Annotated in this window: 18 protein-coding genes; 12 read left to right on the top strand and 6 right to left on the bottom strand. The window is 73.6% G+C overall.

All coding sequences use genetic code 11. The annotated features are described in order from the left end of the window. Positions 1-75: 75 nt before the first annotated feature. A complete protein-coding gene (locus KDL28_RS26175; RefSeq protein ID WP_252442545.1) occupies positions 76-1,107 on the top strand; it encodes an IS110 family RNA-guided transposase in 1,032 nt (343 codons plus the stop codon). Between the two features lie 112 nt (positions 1,108-1,219). On the opposite strand, the gene KDL28_RS26180 is transcribed toward KDL28_RS26175, so the two are convergent. Next, the gene (locus KDL28_RS26180; RefSeq protein WP_252442547.1) at positions 1,220-1,390 is read right to left on the bottom strand and encodes a hypothetical protein; all 171 of its coding nucleotides are present in this window, start codon (positions 1,388-1,390) and stop codon (positions 1,220-1,222) included. A 340-nt stretch (positions 1,391-1,730) separates the two neighbouring features. After that, on the bottom strand, positions 1,731-2,627 hold the full coding sequence (locus KDL28_RS26185) for a LysR family transcriptional regulator (protein ID WP_252442548.1): 897 nt from the start codon (positions 2,625-2,627) through the stop codon (positions 1,731-1,733). A 237-nt stretch (positions 2,628-2,864) separates the two neighbouring features. On the opposite strand from KDL28_RS26185, the gene KDL28_RS26190 reads away from it, so the two are divergent. From KDL28_RS26190 to KDL28_RS26225, 8 genes are all read left to right on the top strand, one after another. Next, complete coding sequence (locus KDL28_RS26190) at positions 2,865-4,001, top strand: ABC transporter ATP-binding protein (protein ID WP_252442550.1); 1,137 nt, start codon at positions 2,865-2,867, stop codon at positions 3,999-4,001. 23 nt (positions 4,002-4,024) lie between these two features. After that, entirely contained in the window at positions 4,025-5,416 is a 1,392-nt protein-coding gene (locus KDL28_RS26195; protein WP_252442552.1) for an ABC transporter substrate-binding protein, read from the top strand. Continuing rightward, on the top strand, positions 5,413-6,267 hold the full coding sequence (locus tag KDL28_RS26200; protein WP_252442554.1) for a metallophosphoesterase: 855 nt from the start codon (positions 5,413-5,415) through the stop codon (positions 6,265-6,267). The genes KDL28_RS26195 and KDL28_RS26200 overlap by 4 nt, the downstream gene beginning before the upstream one ends. Next, positions 6,264-7,199 (top strand): carbohydrate ABC transporter permease, encoded by a 936-nt coding sequence (locus KDL28_RS26205; protein WP_252442556.1) that lies wholly within the window; start codon positions 6,264-6,266, stop codon positions 7,197-7,199. The genes KDL28_RS26200 and KDL28_RS26205 overlap by 4 nt, the downstream gene beginning before the upstream one ends. After that, positions 7,196-8,014: a carbohydrate ABC transporter permease gene (locus KDL28_RS26210; protein WP_252442558.1), complete on the top strand. Its 819-nt coding sequence runs from the start codon at positions 7,196-7,198 to the stop codon at positions 8,012-8,014. The genes KDL28_RS26205 and KDL28_RS26210 overlap by 4 nt, the downstream gene beginning before the upstream one ends. A 489-nt stretch (positions 8,015-8,503) precedes the next feature. Next, on the top strand, positions 8,504-9,061 hold the full coding sequence (locus KDL28_RS26215) for a hypothetical protein (protein WP_252442560.1): 558 nt from the start codon (positions 8,504-8,506) through the stop codon (positions 9,059-9,061). A 175-nt stretch (positions 9,062-9,236) separates the two neighbouring features. After that, positions 9,237-10,151 (top strand): TIGR03619 family F420-dependent LLM class oxidoreductase, encoded by a 915-nt coding sequence (locus tag KDL28_RS26220; RefSeq protein WP_252442562.1) that lies wholly within the window; start codon positions 9,237-9,239, stop codon positions 10,149-10,151. 379 nt (positions 10,152-10,530) lie between these two features. After that, positions 10,531-11,394 (top strand): alpha/beta fold hydrolase, encoded by an 864-nt coding sequence (locus KDL28_RS26225; RefSeq protein ID WP_252442564.1) that lies wholly within the window; start codon positions 10,531-10,533, stop codon positions 11,392-11,394. A 728-nt stretch (positions 11,395-12,122) separates the two neighbouring features. On the opposite strand, the gene KDL28_RS26230 is transcribed toward KDL28_RS26225, so the two are convergent. After that, positions 12,123-12,719 (bottom strand): TetR/AcrR family transcriptional regulator, encoded by a 597-nt coding sequence (locus KDL28_RS26230; RefSeq protein ID WP_252442566.1) that lies wholly within the window; start codon positions 12,717-12,719, stop codon positions 12,123-12,125. Positions 12,720-12,781: 62 nt separating this feature from the next. Here KDL28_RS26230 and KDL28_RS26235 point away from each other — a divergent pair, with 62 nt between their 5' ends. Then, the gene (locus KDL28_RS26235) at positions 12,782-13,870 is read left to right on the top strand and encodes an amidohydrolase family protein (protein ID WP_252442568.1); all 1,089 of its coding nucleotides are present in this window, start codon (positions 12,782-12,784) and stop codon (positions 13,868-13,870) included. A 1,057-nt stretch (positions 13,871-14,927) separates the two neighbouring features. On the opposite strand, the gene KDL28_RS26240 is transcribed toward KDL28_RS26235, so the two are convergent. Further along, positions 14,928-16,505, bottom strand: coding sequence for a sensor histidine kinase (locus KDL28_RS26240; RefSeq protein WP_252442570.1), 1,578 nt, complete (start codon positions 16,503-16,505; stop codon positions 14,928-14,930). A 177-nt stretch (positions 16,506-16,682) separates the two neighbouring features. Between KDL28_RS26240 and KDL28_RS26245 the strand changes: the two genes are divergently transcribed. After that, positions 16,683-17,567 (top strand): ABC transporter ATP-binding protein, encoded by an 885-nt coding sequence (locus tag KDL28_RS26245; protein WP_252442572.1) that lies wholly within the window; start codon positions 16,683-16,685, stop codon positions 17,565-17,567. Next, positions 17,564-18,316 carry a hypothetical protein gene (locus KDL28_RS26250; RefSeq protein ID WP_252442574.1) on the top strand — a complete coding sequence of 251 codons (753 nt, stop codon included), beginning with the start codon at positions 17,564-17,566 and terminating at the stop codon, positions 18,314-18,316. The genes KDL28_RS26245 and KDL28_RS26250 overlap by 4 nt, the downstream gene beginning before the upstream one ends. A 12-nt stretch (positions 18,317-18,328) precedes the next feature. Here KDL28_RS26250 and KDL28_RS26255 read toward each other — a convergent pair whose 3' ends face one another. Then, positions 18,329-19,000, bottom strand: a complete 672-nt coding sequence (locus KDL28_RS26255; protein WP_252442576.1) for a response regulator — start codon at positions 18,998-19,000, stop codon at positions 18,329-18,331. Between the two features lie 79 nt (positions 19,001-19,079). Beyond that, complete coding sequence (locus tag KDL28_RS26260) at positions 19,080-20,111, bottom strand: SDR family NAD(P)-dependent oxidoreductase (protein ID WP_252442578.1); 1,032 nt, start codon at positions 20,109-20,111, stop codon at positions 19,080-19,082. Positions 20,112-20,126: the final 15 nt, after the last annotated feature.

The raw sequence follows: 20,126 nt of genomic DNA on the forward strand, positions 1-20,126 counted from the left end.
CAACAGAGGCGTGCTCAGACCTGAAGTCAGGCTGCCCACCGCGGGGCTCCCCATCCCCTGGTCGGAAGGCTGGCTGTGATCACGATCGGTATCGACCCGCATAAGAGCTCCCTGACCGCGGTCGCCCTTGATCCCTCCGGGCAGATCGCCGACTCGATCCGGCTCCCGGTCGACGGGGCCGTTGTCGGGCAGCTGCTGGCCTGGGCGCAGCGGTGGGGTCCTCGCCGCTGGGCGGTAGAGGGTGCGGCCGGGCTGGGCCGGGGCGTGGCGCAGGGCCTGGCGGTGGCCGGGGAGTGCGTGGTGGACGTGCCGGCCCAGCTGGCCGCGCGAGCACGGCTGCTCGACACCGGGCATGCCCGCAAGACCGACGCCATCGACGCCGCTTCGGTCGCGGTAGTCGCCCAGCGCAGCCGCCGGCTGCATCGGGTTCATCCCGAAGATCAGAGCGTGGTGCTGCGGTTGTTGTCCGAGCGGCGCGACGACCTGGCCGGTGAACGCGTCCGGGTGGTCAACCGGCTGCATGCGCTGCTGCGCGATCTGATCCCGGGTGGGGCTCGCCGCAACCTCACAGCGGAGCAGGCCAGTGCGCTGCTCGACGGGGTGCAGGCGATGACCGCCCCCGATGCCCAGCGCCAACAGCTGGCCGTTGATCTCGTGGCTGATCTTCGCCGGCTCGACGCCGCGCTCGCGGCCAACACCACCGACATCGCTGCCGCGGTCGAGGCCCAGGCGAGCACGCTGACCCAGATCCACGGGATCGGGCCGGTACTCGCGGCGAAGATCATCGGCCAGACCGGTGTCGTGCAGCGGTTCCCGACGCGGTATCACTACGCCAGTTACTGCGGCACCGCGCCGATCGAGGCCTCCAGCGGCGAGCAGCGCCGCCATCGCCTGTCGCGGGCCGGCAACCGCCAGCTCAACCGGGCCCTGCACCTGGTCGCGGTCTGCCAGATCCGCACCAAGAGCCCGGGCCGGGAGTTCTACCAGCGCAAACTCGCCGAATCCAAGACCGCAGCCGAAGCCCGTCGAGCCCTCAAACGCCGGCTCTGCGACACGATCTACCGCCACCTCACCCGTGATCACCTCGCCCGGCAACCACAACCTTGATCGGCCTACTTGACATACAGAGGCGCTATGCCTGTCAAGTGGTTCTTGGCTGTGGGTGGGTGGCGGTCCAGGACGGCGTTGTACTCGACCCGGTAGGCCTCGGCGTGCGCGATCAGGTCCAGGGCGTCCGGGATGTCTCGAGGAACAGCCGCTCGTACTTCAGCGTGCCGAACCCGCGCTCGCGGGAGCCCGTCCTGGCCCGCCCACCGTCGCCGCCGAAGCCGTCATCGCGTGGCTCGACGCCGGCCGCCCCGCCGACGCCCACATCGGTCGGGTGGTCCACGGCCTCATCAAGGCCGCCGCGGAAGGGGCCTCGCCTCGGCCGGGTCGGGACTGAATCACTCCGGCGTGTCTGGAGGACTACGGGGCCGAGGACGCCGCTCGCAGGTCACAAAGTCGGGTTTCCGGACACGCGGGGCCGATCTGGTCCGGATTGAAACCGCTACGCGAGCGTCTCCAGAAGACGCCGTGACCGCGCTCGCGGTGTACAAAACCATGCGGAACCACACGCTTCGCGACGAGGCCCGCCCGAGGAGACAGCCGCCGGTCCGCAGCCCGGAGGTAGGCGTCTGCCGCGCCTCGCACCAGCGTGTCGCGGCAGTGTCGGGCGGAGCCGCCACCGGTCAGTCGGCGCCGGCGGCGACCGCGCAGACAGCGGTCACAAACGTGGCGATCAGTTGTGACCGGTCGTCGCGGCGCCGGACGACGTGCACGTCCAACCGGGGCGTGGGGTCGGTGAGCGCGAGCGAGGTCAACGCGTTGCCGGTGCCGTGGCGGGCCCGCGGCGCGGAGGCGAATCCGACCAGGCGGCGGGCGTTGAGGACGACACCGGTGGCGGCCGGGTCGTCGATCTCCTCGGCCACATTCAGCCACACACCCGCGGCCCGGGCGGCGCCGGTGATGGCGTCGTGCATCGCCGGGCTCTGCGCGCGCCGGAACAGCACGCACTGCTCGGCGGCGAGCCGGCGCATCGGGACCGAGCCCTGGCTCGCCAGCGGGTGCGCTGCCCGGCCGACGACGGCGACGACGGGCACGGCCAGCAGCGGTGTCGAGACCAGCTGCGGGTCGTCGACCGGTCCGTAGACGAACCCGACGTCGAGGTTCCCGTCGCGCAGGGCACGCAGCTGCGGGCCGCTGCGGCGCTCCCAGAGCCGGGTCGCCACTGCGGGGTGCACGGCGGCGAACCGGGCCAGCGCAGCGGGCAGCAGGTGCTGGCCGGCGGGGAAGTTGAACCCGATGGAGAGCGGGCCGGCGCACCCGGCGGCGGCCGCGCGCGCGGCCGCGCGGGCCGTGCCGGCCTGCTCCACCAACCGCGTGGCCTCGGCCCGGAAGGCCTCGCCGGCCGCGGTGAGCCGGACCCGGCGGGGCCCGCGGTCCACGAGCACGACGTCGAGGTCGCGTTCCAACCTGCGCAGCTGCTCGCTCACCGAGGACTGGGCCAGGTGCAGCCGGGCCGCGGCGCGTCCGAAGTGCAGCTCCTCGGCGATGGCCAGGAACGCCCGGACCTGACGCAACTCCACGGCGCGACCCTAGGCCGGGTAGGTGTGTGCGCGGCGAACTCCGGGTGTCGATCGATCGGCATCTCCGATCGCGATGGGGCGGGTTCCGATCGCTGCAGGTCGACCGGGGTCCGTCCGGCCCGGGTCGGGAGCGAGGGACCGCGTTGTTCACCGGCCCGCCATGCCCGGCTGCTGCCATCCCCGGCACACGGAAGTACGACGAGCGGGCGGTCAGCGCCGGCAGCGGGGGTGTGTGGGGTGGCGCGGATCCGGATCGAGCGGGTGAGCAGGCGCTTCGGCGGCGTGACGGCGCTGGAGGACCTGTCGCTGGACATCGCCCACGGCGAGTTCCTCGTGCTGCTGGGGCCGAGCGGCTGCGGCAAGTCGACGCTGCTGCGCACGATCGCCGGCCTGCTGGCCCCCGATTCGGGACGGATCCTGCTCGACGATTCTGACGTCACCGACCTCCCGGCCCGCGACCGCGGGGTGGCGATGGTGTTCCAGAGCTACGCGCTCTACCCGCACCTGTCCGTGGCCCGCAACATCGCCTTCCCGCTGCGGGCGCGGCGGACCGACCGCGCCGAGCGCGACGCGCGGGTCGCCGAGGTGGGGGCGGCGCTGGGCCTGTCCGGCCTGCTGGACCGCCGGCCGCGCGAGCTGTCCGGCGGGCAGCGCCAGCGCGTGGCGCTCGCTCGCGCGCTGGTCCGCGACCCGGCGGCGTTCCTGCTCGACGAGCCCCTGTCCAACCTCGACGCCCGGCTGCGCACCTCGACCCGCGCCGAGCTGACCGAGCTGCACCGCCGACTCGGGTCGACGTTCGTGCACGTCACCCACGACCAGGTGGAGGCGATGACGATGGCCACCCGGATCGCGCTGCTCGACGGCGGACGGCTCGAGCAGGTCGGCGCGCCGCACGAGGTCTACGACCGGCCGGAGTCGGCGTTCGTCGCCGGGTTCCTCGGCGCGCCGCCGATGAACCTGCTGCCCGCCCGGCTGGCCGAGCGCGACGGGGCGCTGCACGCGGTCGCCGACGGCGTCGACATCCCGGTCGGCCTGCCCGTCGAGCAGCCGGAGGGCAGTACGGCCGCCGAGGACTCCGGGCGCGACGTGCTGCTGGGCGTGCGCCCCGAGCAGTTGAGCGTCCGCCGCGACGGTGCTCCCGGTGGCGGCCTGCGCGGGCGGGTGCGGTTGCTGGAGAACCTCGGCGGCGAGGAGGTGGCGCACTGCCTGGTCGGCGGGATCCGGGTGGCGGTGCGCGGCACCCGCCCGCTCGGCGTCGCCGTCGACGACCCCCTCGCCCTGGACTGCCCGAGCGAGTTCGTCCACCTGTTCGCCCCCACCAGCGGGCGCCGCCTGGAACGGCGCGCCCGCGACCGCATCCACGTCCCCATCTGACCCCCCCGCCCACAGGAGCTGCCATGCCCCGGATCCTGCGGCAGATCGCGCTCGCCGCGGTCACCGCCACCGCCCTCGCCACCGCCGGATGCGGTTTCGGCGCGCCCGCCACCACGGCGGCCCCGTCCGCACCCGTCGCCCGCGCCCCCGAACTCGCCCCCGACCAGCCCGTGTCACTGGTGTTCGAGAGCTACAACCTGGGCCAGGCCGGCCCGTGGAGCGACACCTTCACCGAGCTGCTCGACCAGTTCCACGCCGAGCACCCGAACATCACCGTCACCGCCCAGAAGCCCCAGGGCGCCAGCTCCAACCCGGCCGCCGACGCCGTGTCCAGCGTGCAGACCCAGCTCAGCACCGGCACCGCCCCCGACGTCGTCCAGCTCGGATTCAGCGACATGGCCTTCACCGTCGACCAGCTGCGTGCCAAGCCGCTCGACGACCTGGTCGGCGCCGACACCGTGCAGGCGCACTTCGACGCCGGGCACCCGTTCGCGCCCACCGCGCGGACCCTGGCCCAGGTCGACGGCCGGACCTACGGCATCCCGTTCGTGTTCTCCACGCCGATGCTCTACCTGAACGCCACCCTGTTCGCGCAGGCCGGGCTGGATCCGGCGACGCCGCCGACGACCTGGGACGAGGTGCGCCGGGCCGCACTCGCGATCCGCGCCGCGACGGGCAAGGACGGCGCCTACGTCGACTGCGTCACCACCACCGCCAAGGACTGGTGCCTGCAGAGCATCGTGCGGTCCAACGGAGGGCGCGTTCTCTCCGAGGACGGCGCCCGGCTGACCTACGCCGAGCCGCCCGCCGTCGAGGCCGTGGCGATGCTGCAGGACCTCGTCACCTCCGGGGCCGCGCCGAAGCTCACCCAGCAGCAGGCCGTGGAGGCGTTCACCCGCGGCGACCTCGGCATGGTCCTGGAGTCCAGCTCGGTGCAGGGCACCTTCGCCGAGGGGGCGGCCGGGGCCGGCTGGCAGCTGACCGGGACGGCGGTGCCCTCCTTCGGCGACCGGCCGGCGGTGCCGACCAACTCCGGCGCCGCGCTCTACGTGATCTCCGACGATCCGGCCCGCCAGCGCGCCGCCTGGGAGCTGATCACATTCCTGACCAGCGACCGGGCCTACACCCTCATCGCGCAGAAGATCGGCTACCTGCCGCTGCGCACCGGGCTGGTCGACGACCCCGCGGCCCTGCGCAGCTGGGCCGCGCAGAACCCGACAGTCGGGATCAACGTCGCCCAGCTGGACCGGATGGAGCCGTGGGTGGCCTTCCCCGGGGACGACTACCTGCAGATCCGCGACGGCATGATGGACGCCGTCGAGCGGGTGGTGCTGCAGGGCGCGGACCCGGCCACGACGCTGGCCGAGGCCCAGCAGCGCGGCACAGCCCTCATGCCCGCGCAGAACGGTCGATGACCGTGCCCCCGACGACGCTCATCGTGATCACCGACGTGCACCTGCCGGGACCGGACGGGGCGGACGCCGCGGATCGGCCGGACGCGGCGGCCAACCTGCGACTCGCGCTCGACGCGGTCGCCGCGGCGGCGCCGGAGGCGGCGGCGCTGGTCTTCGCCGGCGACCTCGCCGCCGACGGCCACCCGCACGCCTACCGGGCCCTGCGCGCCGCCGTCGCACCGGTGAGCGCTTCGCTGGCCGCCCCGCCGATCTGGGTGATGGGCAACCACGACGAGCGGGCGCCGTTCCGCGCGGAACTCCTCGACGACGGCCGCGACCCCACCGCCCCCTGCGACAGCGTGCACCGGACAGGCGGATTGCGCGTCGCCGTGCTCGACAGCACGGTGCCCGGTCACCACCACGGCGAGCTCGACGACGCCCAACTCGACCGCCTCGCCGTCGAGCTGGCCGAGCCGACCCCGGACGGGACCGTGCTGGTCCTGCACCACCCGCCGGTGCGCTCCCCGGTCGGCTCGGTCGACCTGCTGCGACTGCACCGGCCCGAGCGCCTGGCCGCCGTGATCGCCGGCAGCGACGTCCGCATGGTCGTCTGCGGGCACGCCCACTACGCCGGCGCCGGGGCGCTGGCCGGCATCCCGGTCTGGGTCGCGCCCGCGACCTGGTACCGCACCGACGCCCTGCCACCGGCCGGCACGCTGCGCGCCGCCCGTGGACCGAGCGTGAGCCGGGTCGACCTGCTCGACGGCAGTGCCGTGGCCACCGCGATACCGCTCGGTGGCGAGCCGGTCTACCAGGTCGACGCCGCGGCCCGGCTGGCGTGGATGCGCGAGCGCGTTGCGGTGCCGGGGTGAGCGCGCTGGTCGAAGTGGCGCGCCCGGCGCCCCCGGGAGCGCTGCTCCCGCAGCGGGTGCGGCGTCGGCGTCGGACCGTGGCGCCCTACCTGTACCTGGCTCCGGGGCTGGTGCTGCTGGCGGTGTGGGTGTACCGGCCGCTGGCGCAGACCGCGCAGCTGTCGTTCCTGTCCTGGAACCTGCTGCCCACCAGCCCGGCCGTGCCCGTCGGGTGGGACAACTACGCGCGGCTGTTCGCCCTGCCCGACTTCGGTGCCTCGGTGCTGCGCACGCTCGGCCTCATCGCCGGACTGCTGCCGTTCACACTGCTCGTCCCGGTGCTCGTCGCCCTGGCCGCCCGGCGGGTCAGCGGCCGCGCGGCCCGGGCCTACCAGGCGCTGGTGTTCGCCCCGCTGCTCGTCGCGCCCGTCGCCGGCGCGGCGGTGTGGTCCTGGCTGCTGGAGCCGCGGGCCGGCCTGGTGAACCGGGCGCTCGGCACCCAGGCCAACTGGCTGCAGGAACCCGGCCCCGCCCAGCTGGCCATCGTCGTGATCACCGGGTGGCACGTCCTCGGCTTCGCCGTGCTCATCGTCTCCGCCGGGCTCACCGGCATCAACGCCGACTACGCCGACGCCGCGGCCGTCGACGGGGCGACACCCGGCCAGACCACCCGGTGGGTGGTCCTGCCGCTGCTCTCGCCCACACTGGGGTTCCTCGGCCTGATGACCGTGCTGCTGGCCGCGCAGTGGAGCTTCCCGCTGGTCGACACGCTCACCGGTGGCGGTCCGATCGACGCCACGACCACCGTCTACTACCTGCTCTGGGACTACGCGTTCGGCTCCTTCGACGCCGGCCTGGGCGCCGCCGCCGGCATGGTGTTCTTCGCCGGCTTCGGTGTGGTCGCGCTGCTGCTGGTCGGGCTCACCGAGCGCCTCGTGGTGCACGACTCGTGACCGGGAAGGCGACCACCTGGACCCGGGCGGGTGGGCATCTGGTGCTCGGCGGGCTCGGGGTGCTGTGCGCGGTGCCCATCTACTGGCTCTTCGCCACGTCCCTGCGGCGACCGCAGGACGTCTCCTCGGCAGCCCTCCTGCCCTGGCCGCTGTCGCTGCAGAACTACGCCGACGCCTGGGCCGCGCTCGACCTGCCCACCCTGCTGGGCAACACGGCGCTGATGGCCACCGCGATCGCGGCCGGGCAGCTGCTGATCGGGCTGCTGGCCGGCTACGCCTTCGCCGCCTGGGACTTCCGGTTCTCCCGCGCCCTGCACCTGGCCTTCGTCGCGACCTGGCTGGTGCCGTTCCAGGTGACGATGCTGCCCAACTACGTGCTGCTGCACCAGCTCGGCCTGCTGAACACGATCGCCGGTGTGGTGCTGCCCCAGCTCTGCTCGGCCCTGGGCGTCGTCCTGCTGCGCCAGCACATGCTCGGCTTCCCCCGCGAGCTGCTCGACGCCGCCCGGATGGACGGGCGGGGGTCCTGGCGGATCCTGTGGACCGTCGTCGTGCCCAACCTCGGTCCGCCACTGGCGTCGCTGGCCGTGCTGCTGTTCATCAACGCCTGGAACGAGTACTTCTGGCCCGCGCTGGTACTGCAGCGCAGCAACGCCGTCCTGCAGCTGGGCCTGCGCAGCTTCATGGGCGCCGAGGGCAACGACTGGGGGCCGATGATGGCCACTGCCGGTATGGCCTGCCTACCGGTCCTGCTGCTCTACCTCGTCCTGCAGCGACGCGTGGTCGACGGCTTCGTGCGGTCCGGGCTCAAGTGACGGCCCTTCGGCCCCTGTGGACATGGCGCAGCTTGTTGGCCCAGATCAACTGGTAGACGGTCTAGCGCGACACTTGAAGGCGGTCAGCGACGTGTTGCAGGGTCAGCAGGTCCGGATCAGGCATGCGTAGCTCCCACGTCCCGGTGCCGTGAGCGGCCGGCGTTCGAGTAGGTCCGAGGTTCACGCTGCTCAGCAGTGTGGTGCTGACGTGGCCGGGACGTAGTGGGCAATCCGCTGAGGTGGTTGACGACGTGGTCGTCGATTGACTGCTCCGTTGCCGGGTTGTGGTCCCCCCGATGTTCGCGGTCGTGCTGCGGCCGGGGGCCGGGCTGCTCAGCAGCCGGTGTCACCTTGCGCCGCAAGGGTGGACCTTGCACTGGTTCACTCGCGGCTGTGCCGGGTTGACCCGGTGACTGAGCAGGTGGTCGAAGCTGCTGGCATCCCGTCGGGTGAGGCGGTCGGCCGGCCCTCCATATCGATGCGTGGCACATGTCGCTGCAGCATCTGTGGGCCGCCGAGCACTTCGCGCGTCTTGCCATCGAGTACGGGGCCGCTCACGCAGGTGAGCCCCAGCGCTGGGTTCGCCACCGGTCCTACGTGGTCACAGCAGTAGCGGAGTCGGTGGCGTTCCTCGAAGCCTTCATCGACGAGCTGTTCCAGGACGCGAAGGACGCCACGGACGGTGTCGCGGGGGCCCAAGCCCCGGAAGGGCTCGACCCTGAGGTGGTCCGGCTCATGGCCGCCTACTGGAACAGCACGAGGGACGGCGAGAGCATCCGGACGGTTGCCAAGTACGACGCGGTACGGGTTTTCGCTGGGCGTCCTCGATCCGTCGCCGGCTGCCTGCCGCACCAGGACCTCAATCGTGTCGTCGGGCTGCGCAACTGGTCGGTGCACCATCGCCCGACGACGTTCGGCCATGACGAGCCGGACCTGCGTCTCGAGGACGCGCGATCGCGCATCACGCCGGACAACGCCCTGATGAGCGAGACGACCAACCCCTGGTTCCCGGACAAGGCGCTCGGGCCGGGTGTGCTGAGGGTCTGACCTCGGGTCCGCCAAGTAGCTGCGGACGGTGATGGGCCGAGGTGTCCGGACCTACTCGGCGGAATCGGCGGGAGCGCCGCTGCAGGCCGCCGGCTGCGGTCGGGGCCGTTGTCGAATCCCGGCGCCACCGTTCGTCATCCCGTCGACGGGCGTCGTCGCGGACGGAGGAGGACGGATGGAGCTGGGACTCGGGCTGCCCAACGGCGGGGCGCGGGTGGACGCCGCGGAGCTGGTGCGCACGACGGTCGGCGCGGAGGGCATCGGGCTGGACGCGGTGTGGGTGGTCGACCGGTGGCTGCGTCCGCTCGCGACGGTGGCGATGCCGGGCGTGCCGGTGCCCGTGGAGATGCCCGCCGAGCACTACGCCGAGGTGCTCGACCCGATCGACCTGCTCAGCCACCTCGCCGCCCGCACCGCGCGGATCCGGCTGGGCACCAGCGCGGTCAACGTGCTGCTGCACCCGCCGGTGCTGCTGGCCCGCCGGTTCGCCACGCTGGACCGGCTCAGCGGCGGCCGGGTGCTCGCCGGGGTCGCGGCGGGGTGGATGGCCGAGGAGTTCGCGGTGGCCGGCGTCGCGGCGGGGGGCAGCGGCGAGCGGTTCGACGACCACCTCGCCGCGATGCGCGCGGTGTGGGCTGACGACCCGGTCCGCCACGACGGGCCGCACTACCCGATCCCGCCCTCGGACATCGGCCCCAAGCCGCTGCGCGGGCCGCTCCCGCTGCTGGTCGGCTACAACACCCGGGCCGGCCTCGAGCGGGCCGCGCGGATCGGCGACGGCCTGCACCCCTACCGCAACGACCTCGCCCGGCTCGCCGACGAGCTGCGGACCTGGCGCGACGCAGCGCGCCGCGCCGGGCTGGACCCGGCACGGATGCCGGTGGTGCTGCGCGCTGCCGCCGACCCGGACTCCCCGCGCGGGGAGGCGTTCACCGGCCCGGTGCCCGCGTGGGCCGACGACGTCGCGGCCGCCGCGGAGCTCGGGGTCGGCCACGTGCTGCTGCAGTTCCCACCGGGCGCGGACCCGGCCCGGGTGCTGGGCGCCATGGCCGAGCTGCGGGCCGCGGTGCCGGCCGGCAACGCGGGCTGACGCAGCCCCGCCCGCGCACACCGTGTGGCCCGCGCACACGCCCCACCTTGGCGCGGGCACCTCCGGACGCCGACAACCGTCACCGACGACCAGGTCCAGACACCGACAGCTCGGCCTGGACGGGACAAGGAAACTGTCCTGTCCGTCCCAGCCCTTCGGGCGTTGGGGCCTCTGACCTGCGGTCCGCAGGGTGCGTCGGAGGCCCGAGCGGTGATGTTGTTCGGGGCTAGGCTCGGATTGTTGGTTTCGGCGGCCGCGGTGGATGGAGGTCGTCGAACGCTGCAGGGCAGCATCCGGCTCGACGAGGTCGGGGACCCTCCTCGGCGTGGGCCCTGGCTCCTCGGCAGCGTGCGTGAGTGGGACTCGGTAGCGTGCGTCAGTGAGACTCACAGCCGAGGTCGACGGGTTCCGGCTCGCCTACGACCGGACGGGCGCGGGCCCTGCGGTGGTTGTGCTGCACGGGTGGCCCGGAGACCGCACCGAGTTCCGCGACGTGGCGCGACTCCTACCGACCGCCGACGTCATCGCTCCGGACCTCCGGGGCTTCGGGACGTCAGACAAGCATCCGGTGGACCCGTCCGTGTACTACAGCGCCGACGCGCAGGCGTGCAGCGTCATCGGACTGGTCGAGCAGCTCGGGCTGGATCGACCGGTCCTTGCCGGACACGACATCGGCAGCCGGATCGCGCAGGCCGTGGCGCGGCAGCGCCCTGATCTCGTCCGGGCGCTGGTGCTGACACCGCCGCTGCCGGGCATCGGTGACCGAATCCTCGCGCCGTCAGTGCAGGAGGAGTTCTGGTACCTGGCATTCCACCGACTCCCACTGGCCGACTGGCTCGTCGACGGCCGCCCGGACGCGGTGCGCCGCTACTTGCGTCACTTCTGGACGCGCTGGTCGGGGCCCGGTTTCACCGTTCCCGACGACCATCTGGACCACCTCGTCGCCAGGTACGCCGAGCCGGGAGCGTTCACCGCGTCCATCGGGTGGTACCGGGTCGGGAGCGGTGGGCTCGCCCGCGTCGTCGCCGAGCGCGCACCGGAGGCCGCGGAGCGGATCGCCGTTCCGACCACTGTGCTGTGGCCGTCGCACGACCCGCTGTTCCCGCGTGAGTGGTCCGACCGACTCGACGAGTTCTTCGCCGACGTCCGGGTGGAGCACGTCGACGGCGGCCACTTCCTCCCGCTCGAACGCCCACGGGAGTTCGCCGCGGCGCTGGCGGCCGCGGCGGGGCTCACACGCTGATCGCTGAGGCCAGCAGCAGGCTCGGGATGGATGACCATCGGGGAGCGTCCGCGTGGGGTTCGACCGCCTGGGTCCCCACGGCGGAGGTCCCCATGTCCCCAGCCCGTCTGCTGCCCGGTGCTCCGGTCGCCCAGCGCCTGCTGCTCGACGTCCGGGCTCGTGTCGAGGCCCTTCGCCGGCGCGGGGTGACACCCAGCTTGGCCACGGTCCTGGTCGGCGGCGACGACGCGGGTGCATCGAGGACCAGCTCCAGCTCGGGCACGCGCGGCATTCTCCAGACCAACCCTGGTGCCGCAGGCACCGGCCCGCCATGTACCTCCGAACTCCGCCACCACTCCCGCCAACTGGGTCCGAACACCCGCCGTCTTCCTCCGGAAGGGACAGCCTGTCCGTTCCGCTCGAAGGTGGCGGAAGGGTCGGGAGGCTGACCTGCGGTCCGCCAAGTAGCTGCGGACGGGCGGTGGGCCGCGTTGTTCGGACCTACTTGGCGGAATCGGCGGGAGCGCCGGGCTGCGGGCGGCCGGATGCGGCGTCTGGCTCGGTCTCCTGCGGTGAGCCGTGGTCGTGCCTCCGAGGAGCGTCCCGGCCTGGAGCGCTGAGTCCGCCCCCGCCGGCTGCGCCCCGCGCGTTACCTCCTGCGGCACCTGGCCCCGGCCGCCCGTCGCCGGGCTCGTCCGCACGGCAGTCCAGGGCTCCGACCACGGCGCGCCGCTCCGCTCGATCAGCGATCAGGGGGTCCTGTCGAGGCCGAGGAGGCCGCTGGTGACGTAGGTCAGGAGCTCGTCGAGGGACGCCCGGTCCGAGAGGACCGTTCCGCTCGACCACGCGATCGCGGCGAAGACGGTGCCGAGCGCGAAGCGCACCCGTGTCGCCCGTACCGGGGCGGGGACGGTCGGGAGGGCACGCCCGAGGAGGTCGTCGAAGGGACTCAGCCCGGGATCGGTGGCGAGCAGGTCGAGAGGTGTCGGTCGGGGATCACCCACGGTGACGAGCAGTCGCAGGAGCTCCGATGCGCCCGACCCGGAGTCGCGCTCCACGACCGCGAGGGGTTCGACGAAGGCCGCGACCACCGCACGCACGGGCAGGTCATCGTGTTGGGCCAGCACTGCGAACCGGCGACGCCGTTCCTCGTCGACGGGCTTCAGCACGCGCCGGAACAGCGCCTCGACCAGGGCGCTGCGGCCCCCGAACGCGGTGGTGACCGAGGCGACGTTGACTCCTGCCGCGGCCGTGACAGCGCGCACCGAGAACGCTGCTGCGCCCTCCTGGCGGAGGATGCGCTCAGCGGCGTCCAGTAGTCGCCCACGCATCTGCTCGCGCTCCAACGGCGCTCCTCCTCCTCAGGCTGCGGGTAGTGTAAACGGTGTTTAAGCGCAGGGGAGACGCCGTGGCGAGCACGATCATCAGGAACGTCCGGGTGTTCAACGGGAAGGGGCTCAGCGAGCCGACGGCGGTCGCGTTCGCGGACGGTCGGCTCGTCGACGCCGACCGTGCGGAGGGCGTCGAGGTCCAGGGCGGCGGTGGCACGGTGCTTCCGGGGCTCATCGATGCCCACGTGCACGTCGACGACCGCGAGCAGCTGTCCGAGTACGGGCGTTGGGGCGTCACCACGGTGCTCGACATGGGAGCGAGGGACTGGTCCGCTATGCGCGCGCTGCGGGATGCGCCGGGGGTGGCGACGGTGCGGAGTGCGGGATCCCCCGCGTGTGCGGTGAGGGGCACCGCGGTGCGGAAGATGGGCTATCCCGGCTCCGCTGCTGTCGCCGGACCCGCTGACGCGGCGAGGTTCGTCGCCGATCGGGTCGCGCAGGGCGTCGACCACGTCAAGATCGTCCTGGAGGAGAAGCTGCCGTTCCGGCCGAAGCCGCTCGACGCAGCGACGGTCGGGGCGGTCGTCGCCGAGGCTCACGGCGCGGGGTTGCTGGTCGCGGTGCACGCGACATCGCCGACGAGCTTCCGAATCGCGTCCGACGCGGGCGCGGACGTGGTGACGCATGCGCCGCTCGCCGGTCGCCTGGACGATGGACTCGCCCGCGAGATGGCACGGCGTGGCGCCGTGGTCTGTCCCACGCTGATCATGATGAAGACCCTGGTGGAGCACTTCCCGTTCCCGGTCAAGCCGCGGTCGATCAGCTACGCCAACGTGGTCGACGCGGTGCGTACGCTGCGGCGGGCCGGGGTGGCGCTCCTCGCCGGCACGGATGCCAACAGCGACCCGACCGCGCCGAACACGATCCCCCACGGGGTCTCCCTGCACGACGAGCTGGAGCTCCTCGTCCAGGTAGGACTCACTCCGGTGGAGGCGCTGCTGAGTGCCACGTCCTCGACGGCCGACGCGTTCGGCCTCTCCGACCGCGGGCGCATCCGGGCCGGGTCGAGGGCGGACGTGGTTCTGGTCGACGGCGACCCGACGACAGACATCACGACGACCCGGAACGTCCGCGGGGTCTGGATCGGCGGTGTGCGCATCCACTGACGCGGCAGCCGACGAGAGGATCGAGGCGGGCCTCGCGGATGACCTGGTCGTGCGATTGACCGACGAGTTCGGCCTCGGTGACGTGTGATGCGGGGTGATCTCTGATGTGGGAGTGCGGGGACTGCGGCAAGCCGGAGAGCTCCACCAGGAAACTCGACCGGATCTGCCACCACTGCGGTCTGCTCCTGTGCCCGGAATGCCGGTGCATCATCGTCGACCGCGAGTTCGGTGGCTCACTGGTCTCGGCGGACCGGATGGCGACGCACTGCCGGGCGTGCCGGTGGGCGCACCACCCCGTCGCCGCGCCGCTGGGAAGCGACTCCGGCGGATGATCGACATGTCGATCGAACCCCCGTCGGTGACAGCAGCGGTGTCGCGGATCGTGACGGTCCGCCTGGGCGGTGGTGCCGGAGCCGGGATGCGCACCAACGTGGTCGTCGGCCTCGACGTTCCCCCGGGACTCGGCCTGGAGCAGGGCCGCGGCGTGTTCGACGTCGCGAGACTGGCTCCCGGCGAGGTGCACGAGCACATGCTCCGCATCCGGCCGTCGTCACCGGGACGGTTCCGCGTCGGGGTGCGGAACCTCAGCTACCGCGACGAGCACGGGCGCAGCTGCCGGGAACGCGGCCGGTCCGTCGAACCCGTCGTCGAGCCCGCGGTGGAGGTTTCGACCGCCACGCCGGAGGAACCATCCGCTCGGGACCGGGTTCGCCCGCGACGATCGATCTTCGTCAGCTACCGCCGATCCGATGCGAAGATGATCGTCCCGGCCCTGGTCAGGGACCTCGGGCGGGAGAAGCCACCGCTCGGCGCCGGGGCATCCCTGTGCCGCCCGTCCTGGTCGAGGCGTCGATGCCCCGGGAAGCCGACCTGGCACCGGACATCCGCCCCCTGGCCAGGCGGCAGGGCTTCGCTTTCGACCTACCCCATTACGCGAGGAGCGTCGAGGAGCTCGCCACCGAGATCGGGTTTCACCTGCGGTAGCCCGCACGTCGGCTCCCGGCGGGACGACCGTCCATTTCACTGACACGAAACCTTCAGTGGAAGGCGCCGCCCCTCATTCCCGGGTGAGCGGTACCTCCTCGGCGTGCGACAGCGCCCCGTCGGTGAAGCACACCCGGTACATCGTCGGTGCCGAGGGCGCGGCGGTCGCGTAGAACCGGCACTCGTCGGTGTCCGGTGGGTCCGCGGGCGCGCGCTCCGGCCGCCCGTAGTAGCCGGCCTGGTACGGGGGCAGCCGGGCCTGCACCGACTCCTGCCCCTGGCCGGTGCGCAGCTGCTGGAACACCGCCGGGTCGAGCACGGAGCGGTCCGCGGTGTAGTGGTCGTAACCCACGGTGAGGGCGACCAGGGCGAGCGCTGCCGCGGTCGGCACCCAGATCGCCTCGATCGCGCTGCGGCGCACCCTGCGCCGGGCGCGGTCCAGCTCGCGGGTCGCGTCCTGCGGGGTGGCCGCCGCGCCCGGGGTCAGCGGCAGCCGGGCGGTGACCTCGAAGCCGTGCCCGGACGGTCCGGCACGCACCCTGCCGCCGGCCAGGCGGACCCGCTCGTCCAGACCCACCAGGCCGGACCCACCGGGGCCCGGTTCGGGCAGCGGACCTGCCGGCGGGGCCTCGTTGCGGACGCTGACCACCGCTTCGCCCGCGGTCGCGTCGGTGCTCAGCCGCACGGTGACCGCGGCGCCCGGGGCGTGCCGGGTGGCGTTGGTCAGGGCCTCCTGCACCACCCGGTAGGCCGCCCGGTCGGCGATCGGCGGCAGCGGGTCCAGTCCACCCTCCAATGCGACCGCCACCCCGGAGGCCCTGGCCCGCTCCACCAGCGCGACCACGGTGTCGTCGGCAGGCAGCACGGGGGCGGGCTCGCGGTCCTCGCGCAGCACCCGGACGGTCTCGCGCAGCCGCTCGGTCGCAGTCGCCGCGGATTCGCGCAGCTCGGCCGCGGCCGCGCGGGTGGGCCCGTCGACCCCGGCGCGCACCTGGAGCGCGGCGGCGCGCAGCGCGATCAGGCTCAGGTCGTGGCCCAGCGAGTCGTGCATGTCCGCGGCGATCCGCGACCGCTCCCGCAGCCGCGTCCGCTCGCCGACGAGGTCCCGCTCCCGCTCCAGGCGCCCGGCCAGCTCCCACCCGGCCCGGACGAGCTCGTCGTGCTGGCGGACGTACCGGCCGGCCAGCACGGGCAGGACGATCGTCGGCAGGCCGCTCTCGACGATCGAGGGCCAGGTCGACCGGGCCAGGTCGGGGGTCAGCTCCACCACGACGAGACCGGCCAGGCACACCCCGACGAAGAACAGCAGCCCGGTGCGCAGGCTCGCGCTGCGCCGGCCCAGCAGGAACGCCAGCAGCACCTGGGCGATCATGACGCTGTCGACGGTCAGGCCGACCGCCGCGGCCAGCCCCAGCACGGCCGGGACGGCGGCGGCGACCACCGGCCGCCGCCGGGCGACGGCCACCGCTGCGCCCAGCGCCAGCACCGTGGCGACCTGCAGCCACGGCACCGGGACCCCGGGCAGCGTCCGCAGCTCGGCCGGCTCGGCGGCGAGGGCGACCGGGAGTGCGGCCGCGCACCACAGCAGCAGGTCGGCGCCGCGCTCGCCGAGCGGGAACGGGCCGGAGCCGTCGTCACCCAACAGCCTCACCGGTCGGACGCTACGCAACCGCGCCCAGTGCCCGACACCTGACGAAAGTCAGGGGTGGCCGGTGCCGATCGAGCGCGGCCCCGAACGGCCGCAGCTTCCTACCGTCCCCGGCATGAACCTCCTTGGCACGCGCCACGCCGACGGGCGGGCACCGAGAACCGCAGCGCGGGGCACCCGATGATCGCACTGGACCGGCTGACCAAGCGCTACGGCGACACGACCGCCGTGGACGACCTCACCCTGGAGCTGACGCCGGGCGTGGTGACCGGCTTCCTCGGGCCGAACGGCGCCGGGAAGTCCACCACCATGCGCATGATCCTCGGCCTGGACGCGCCCACCTCCGGAACCGTCCTGGTCGACGGCCGCCGCTACCGCGACCTCACCCGGCCGCTGCACACGATCGGCGCGCTGCTCGACGCCAGGGCCGTGCACCCGGCCCGCAGCGGCCGCGACCACCTGCGCGCCGTGGCGCGCAGCCAGGGCATCGGCTCCTCCCGGGTCGAGGAGGTGCTGGCGCTCACCGGGATGAGCGAAGCGGCCCGCCGGCGGGCCGGCACCTACTCGCTGGGCATGAGCCAGCGGCTCGGCATCGCCGGGGCGCTGCTGGGCGACCCCGGGGTGCTGATGCTCGACGAGCCGGTCAACGGCCTGGACCCGGACGGCGTGCGCTGGATCCGCACCCTGCTGCGGTCGCTGGCCGCCGAGGGCCGCACGGTGTTCGTCTCCTCGCACCTGATGAGCGAGATGGAGCGCACCGCCGACCGGTTGGTCATCCTCGGCCGGGGCCGGTTGATCGCCGACGAGCTGACCGAGCGCCTGCTGGCCGGCGACGGCGTCCGGGTGCGCGGCCCGCACCTGCGGCCGCTGGCCGACGCGCTGCCGGGCGCGCGGTGGACCGGGCCCGGCGAGCTGACGGTCCCCGGGCTGACCGGCGAGCAGGTCGGCCGCAAGGCCCTCGAACTCGGCCTGGTGATCAGCGAGCTGGGCCCGATCGGGACGTCTCTGGAGGACTCCTACCTGCACCTGACCGCCAGCAGCACCGAGTACGGAGCCCGCCCGTGACCGCCCTGACCCGCGCCGCCGCCGCCGAGTGGCTCAAGCTGCGCACCTTGCGCTCCACCTGGTGGTTCCTCGGTGGGGCACTGGCGCTCATGCTGCTGGTGGCGATGCTGGACGCGAGCGACACCGCTGCCGCCCTGCGCGCGCAGGGCGGTGCAGCCGGCTCGGTCGACGCGGCCGCACCGGCGATGAGCGCGCTGCCCTGGGCGCGCGTGGTCCTCGGTGCGCTGGGCCTGCTCGTGATGACCAGCGAGTTCGCCACCCGCAGCATCATGGTCACGCTGGCCTGCACGCCGTCGCGGACCCGGCTGCTGCTGGCGAAGGCCTGCGTGGTGGTCGCCGCGGTGTTCGCGGCCGGGGTGGTGCTCGCCGCGCTCACGGTGGCGGCCAGCGCGCCCCTGCTGGGGGAGTACGTCGACCTCGACGCCGGGGTGCTCGGCGGACAACTCCTGACCATGGGCGCGCACCTGGCGCTGGTGGCCGCGCTGGCCCTCGGGCTGGGCGCGCTCGTGCGCCGGTCCGCCGGCGCGCTCACCGTGCTGTTCGTGCTGCTGCTGGTGCTGCCACTGGTGCTGCAGGAGGCGGCCGACCCGCTGGGCGCCGAGTTCCTCGTCACCGCAGCCGATTTCACCCCGGGCCCGGCCGCTGACCGCTTCATGGCCGGGGAGTCCGTGTTCGGCCTGGTGCTCGCCGGATGGGCCGTGGTGGCCGTGGCCGCCGGCGCATGGGCACTGCGGGCCAGGGACGCCTGAGCGCCCGCCGGCCTACCCGCCGGTGCCGTGGGCGCTGTGCTCGACCAGCCCGGCCTCGTGCGCCAGCACCGCGGCCTGGACCCGGTTGCGCACCTCCAGCCGGTTCAGCACAGCGCTCACGTGGGCCTTGACCGTCCCCTCCACCAGGTAGAGCCGCTCGCCGATCTCCGCGTTCGACAACCCGGCGCCGACGAGCGCCAGCACCTCGCGCTCGCGCGGCGACAACCTCGCGATCCGCTGCCGGGCGGCCGAGCGTCGACCCAGCAGACCGCCGCCGACCTCGATGACCCGGCGGGCGATCGGCGGGGACAGGTAGGCCGCCCCGTTGTGGGCCGCCCGGACCGCGGCCATCAGCTCGTACGGGTCGCCCGACTTGAGCAGGAACCCGCTCGCCCCGGCGTCCAGGGCCGCGGCGACGTACTCGTCCTCGGAGAACGTCGTCAGCACCACCACCGCCACCTGCGGCTGTGCGCGGCGCAGCTCGACGGCCGCACCGAGGCCGTCCAGGACCGGCATCCGGATGTCGAGCAGGGCCACGTCCGGGCGGTGGGCGCGGGCGAGGTCGAGCACCTCGCGCCCGTCTCCCGCCTCGGCCACGACCTCGATGTCGGGGGCGGCGCCCAGGATCGCCCGCACGCCGGCCCGGACCACCGCCTCGTCGTCGGCCAGCAGCACGCGGATCACGGTGTGCACGCTAGGCCGTGTTCCGCGGACACGGCCCAGTGGCCTGGTGCGCAGCGCTGACCGGCCGGTCCGGGGCCCCCTACTCGGCTCCCGCGGCAGCGGCCGGGCGTCCCGCCGTGAGCAGCCGCTCGCTCAGCTCCCAGAGCCGCCGTGCCGACGCCGGGTCGACAGCGTGCGGCACGACATCGGAGGTGACGATCGGCTCGGTGCCGAAGGCGCTGGGCTGCGGCGGGGCCTCGTCCAACGGGGAGATGTCGTTGTTCTTCAGGTAGACACCGCCGATCCCGGCGAGCAGCGGGCTGGCCGCGGCGAACACGATGGTGCCGGCTCCCTGTTGCGGCGTCTTCTTCTCGCGGTCGGGGTCGATGATCGGCCGACCGGAATCGTCGATCAGTCCCATCGCCAGGTTCGCGGCCCGCACCTGGTCGTCGGGCGTCGAGGAGCCCAGGTTCGTGGTGACGACGATGCCGGGGTGCACGGCGTAGCCGCGGACTCCCTCCGCGGCCCATCGCCGGTCCAGCTCGACGGTGAACAGCACGTTGGCGGTCTTGGACTGGGCGTAGCCGAGGATGGGGTCGTAGCCGGTGGTGAAGTGGGGGTCGTCCCAGCGGATGTCGGAGATCCGCTGGGCCCCGGAGGTCACGGTGACGACCCGGGCGCCGTGAGCAGCGCGCAGCGCGGGCAGCAGGCCCAGCGTCAGCTGGAAGTGGCCGAGGTGGTTGGTCGCGAACTGCGACTCGTAGCCGCGCGCGTCGCGGACCAGTGGGCCGCCCATGATGCCGGCGCCGTTGATCAGGATGTGCAGCGGACGGCCGGAGTCGAGGTACCGGGTGGCGAAGGCGTCGATCGACGTCGGGTCGAGGAGGTCCAGCCGGCTGATCTCGACGCGCGGGAGTCCGGCCAGCGCGGGGGCCGCCCGGTCCGGGTGGCGCGAGCCCACGGTGACGGCCGCCCCCGCCTGGCTGAGCGCCCGGGTGGCCTCCAGGCCGAGCCCGGAGTGACCGCCGGTGACGACGACGTTCCGGCCGGCCAGGTCGATGCCCGCGAGGACCTCGTCGGCCGTCGACGACGCGGTGAAGCCGGTTCCGATGGGGTGTTGCTTCTGGGGCATGGCACCACTCTGCGC

This window comes from Pseudonocardia humida (genome assembly GCF_023898865.1).
Classification (GTDB): Bacteria; Actinomycetota; Actinomycetes; order Mycobacteriales; family Pseudonocardiaceae; genus Pseudonocardia; species Pseudonocardia humida.

Excerpts from the sequence above, each read along its gene's own strand:
- KDL28_RS26260 (WP_252442578.1), bottom strand. The coding sequence starts at position 20,111 with ATGCCCCAGAAGCAACACCCCATCGGAACCGGCTTCACCGCGTCGTCG.
- KDL28_RS26245 (WP_252442572.1), top strand. The coding sequence starts at position 16,683 with ATGATCGCACTGGACCGGCTGACCAAGCGCTACGGCGACACGACCGCC.
- KDL28_RS26200 (WP_252442554.1), top strand. The coding sequence starts at position 5,413 with ATGACCGTGCCCCCGACGACGCTCATCGTGATCACCGACGTGCACCTG.
- KDL28_RS26215 (WP_252442560.1), top strand. The coding sequence starts at position 8,504 with ATGTCGCTGCAGCATCTGTGGGCCGCCGAGCACTTCGCGCGTCTTGCC.
- KDL28_RS26195 (WP_252442552.1), top strand. The coding sequence starts at position 4,025 with ATGCCCCGGATCCTGCGGCAGATCGCGCTCGCCGCGGTCACCGCCACC.
- KDL28_RS26220 (WP_252442562.1), top strand. The coding sequence starts at position 9,237 with ATGGAGCTGGGACTCGGGCTGCCCAACGGCGGGGCGCGGGTGGACGCC.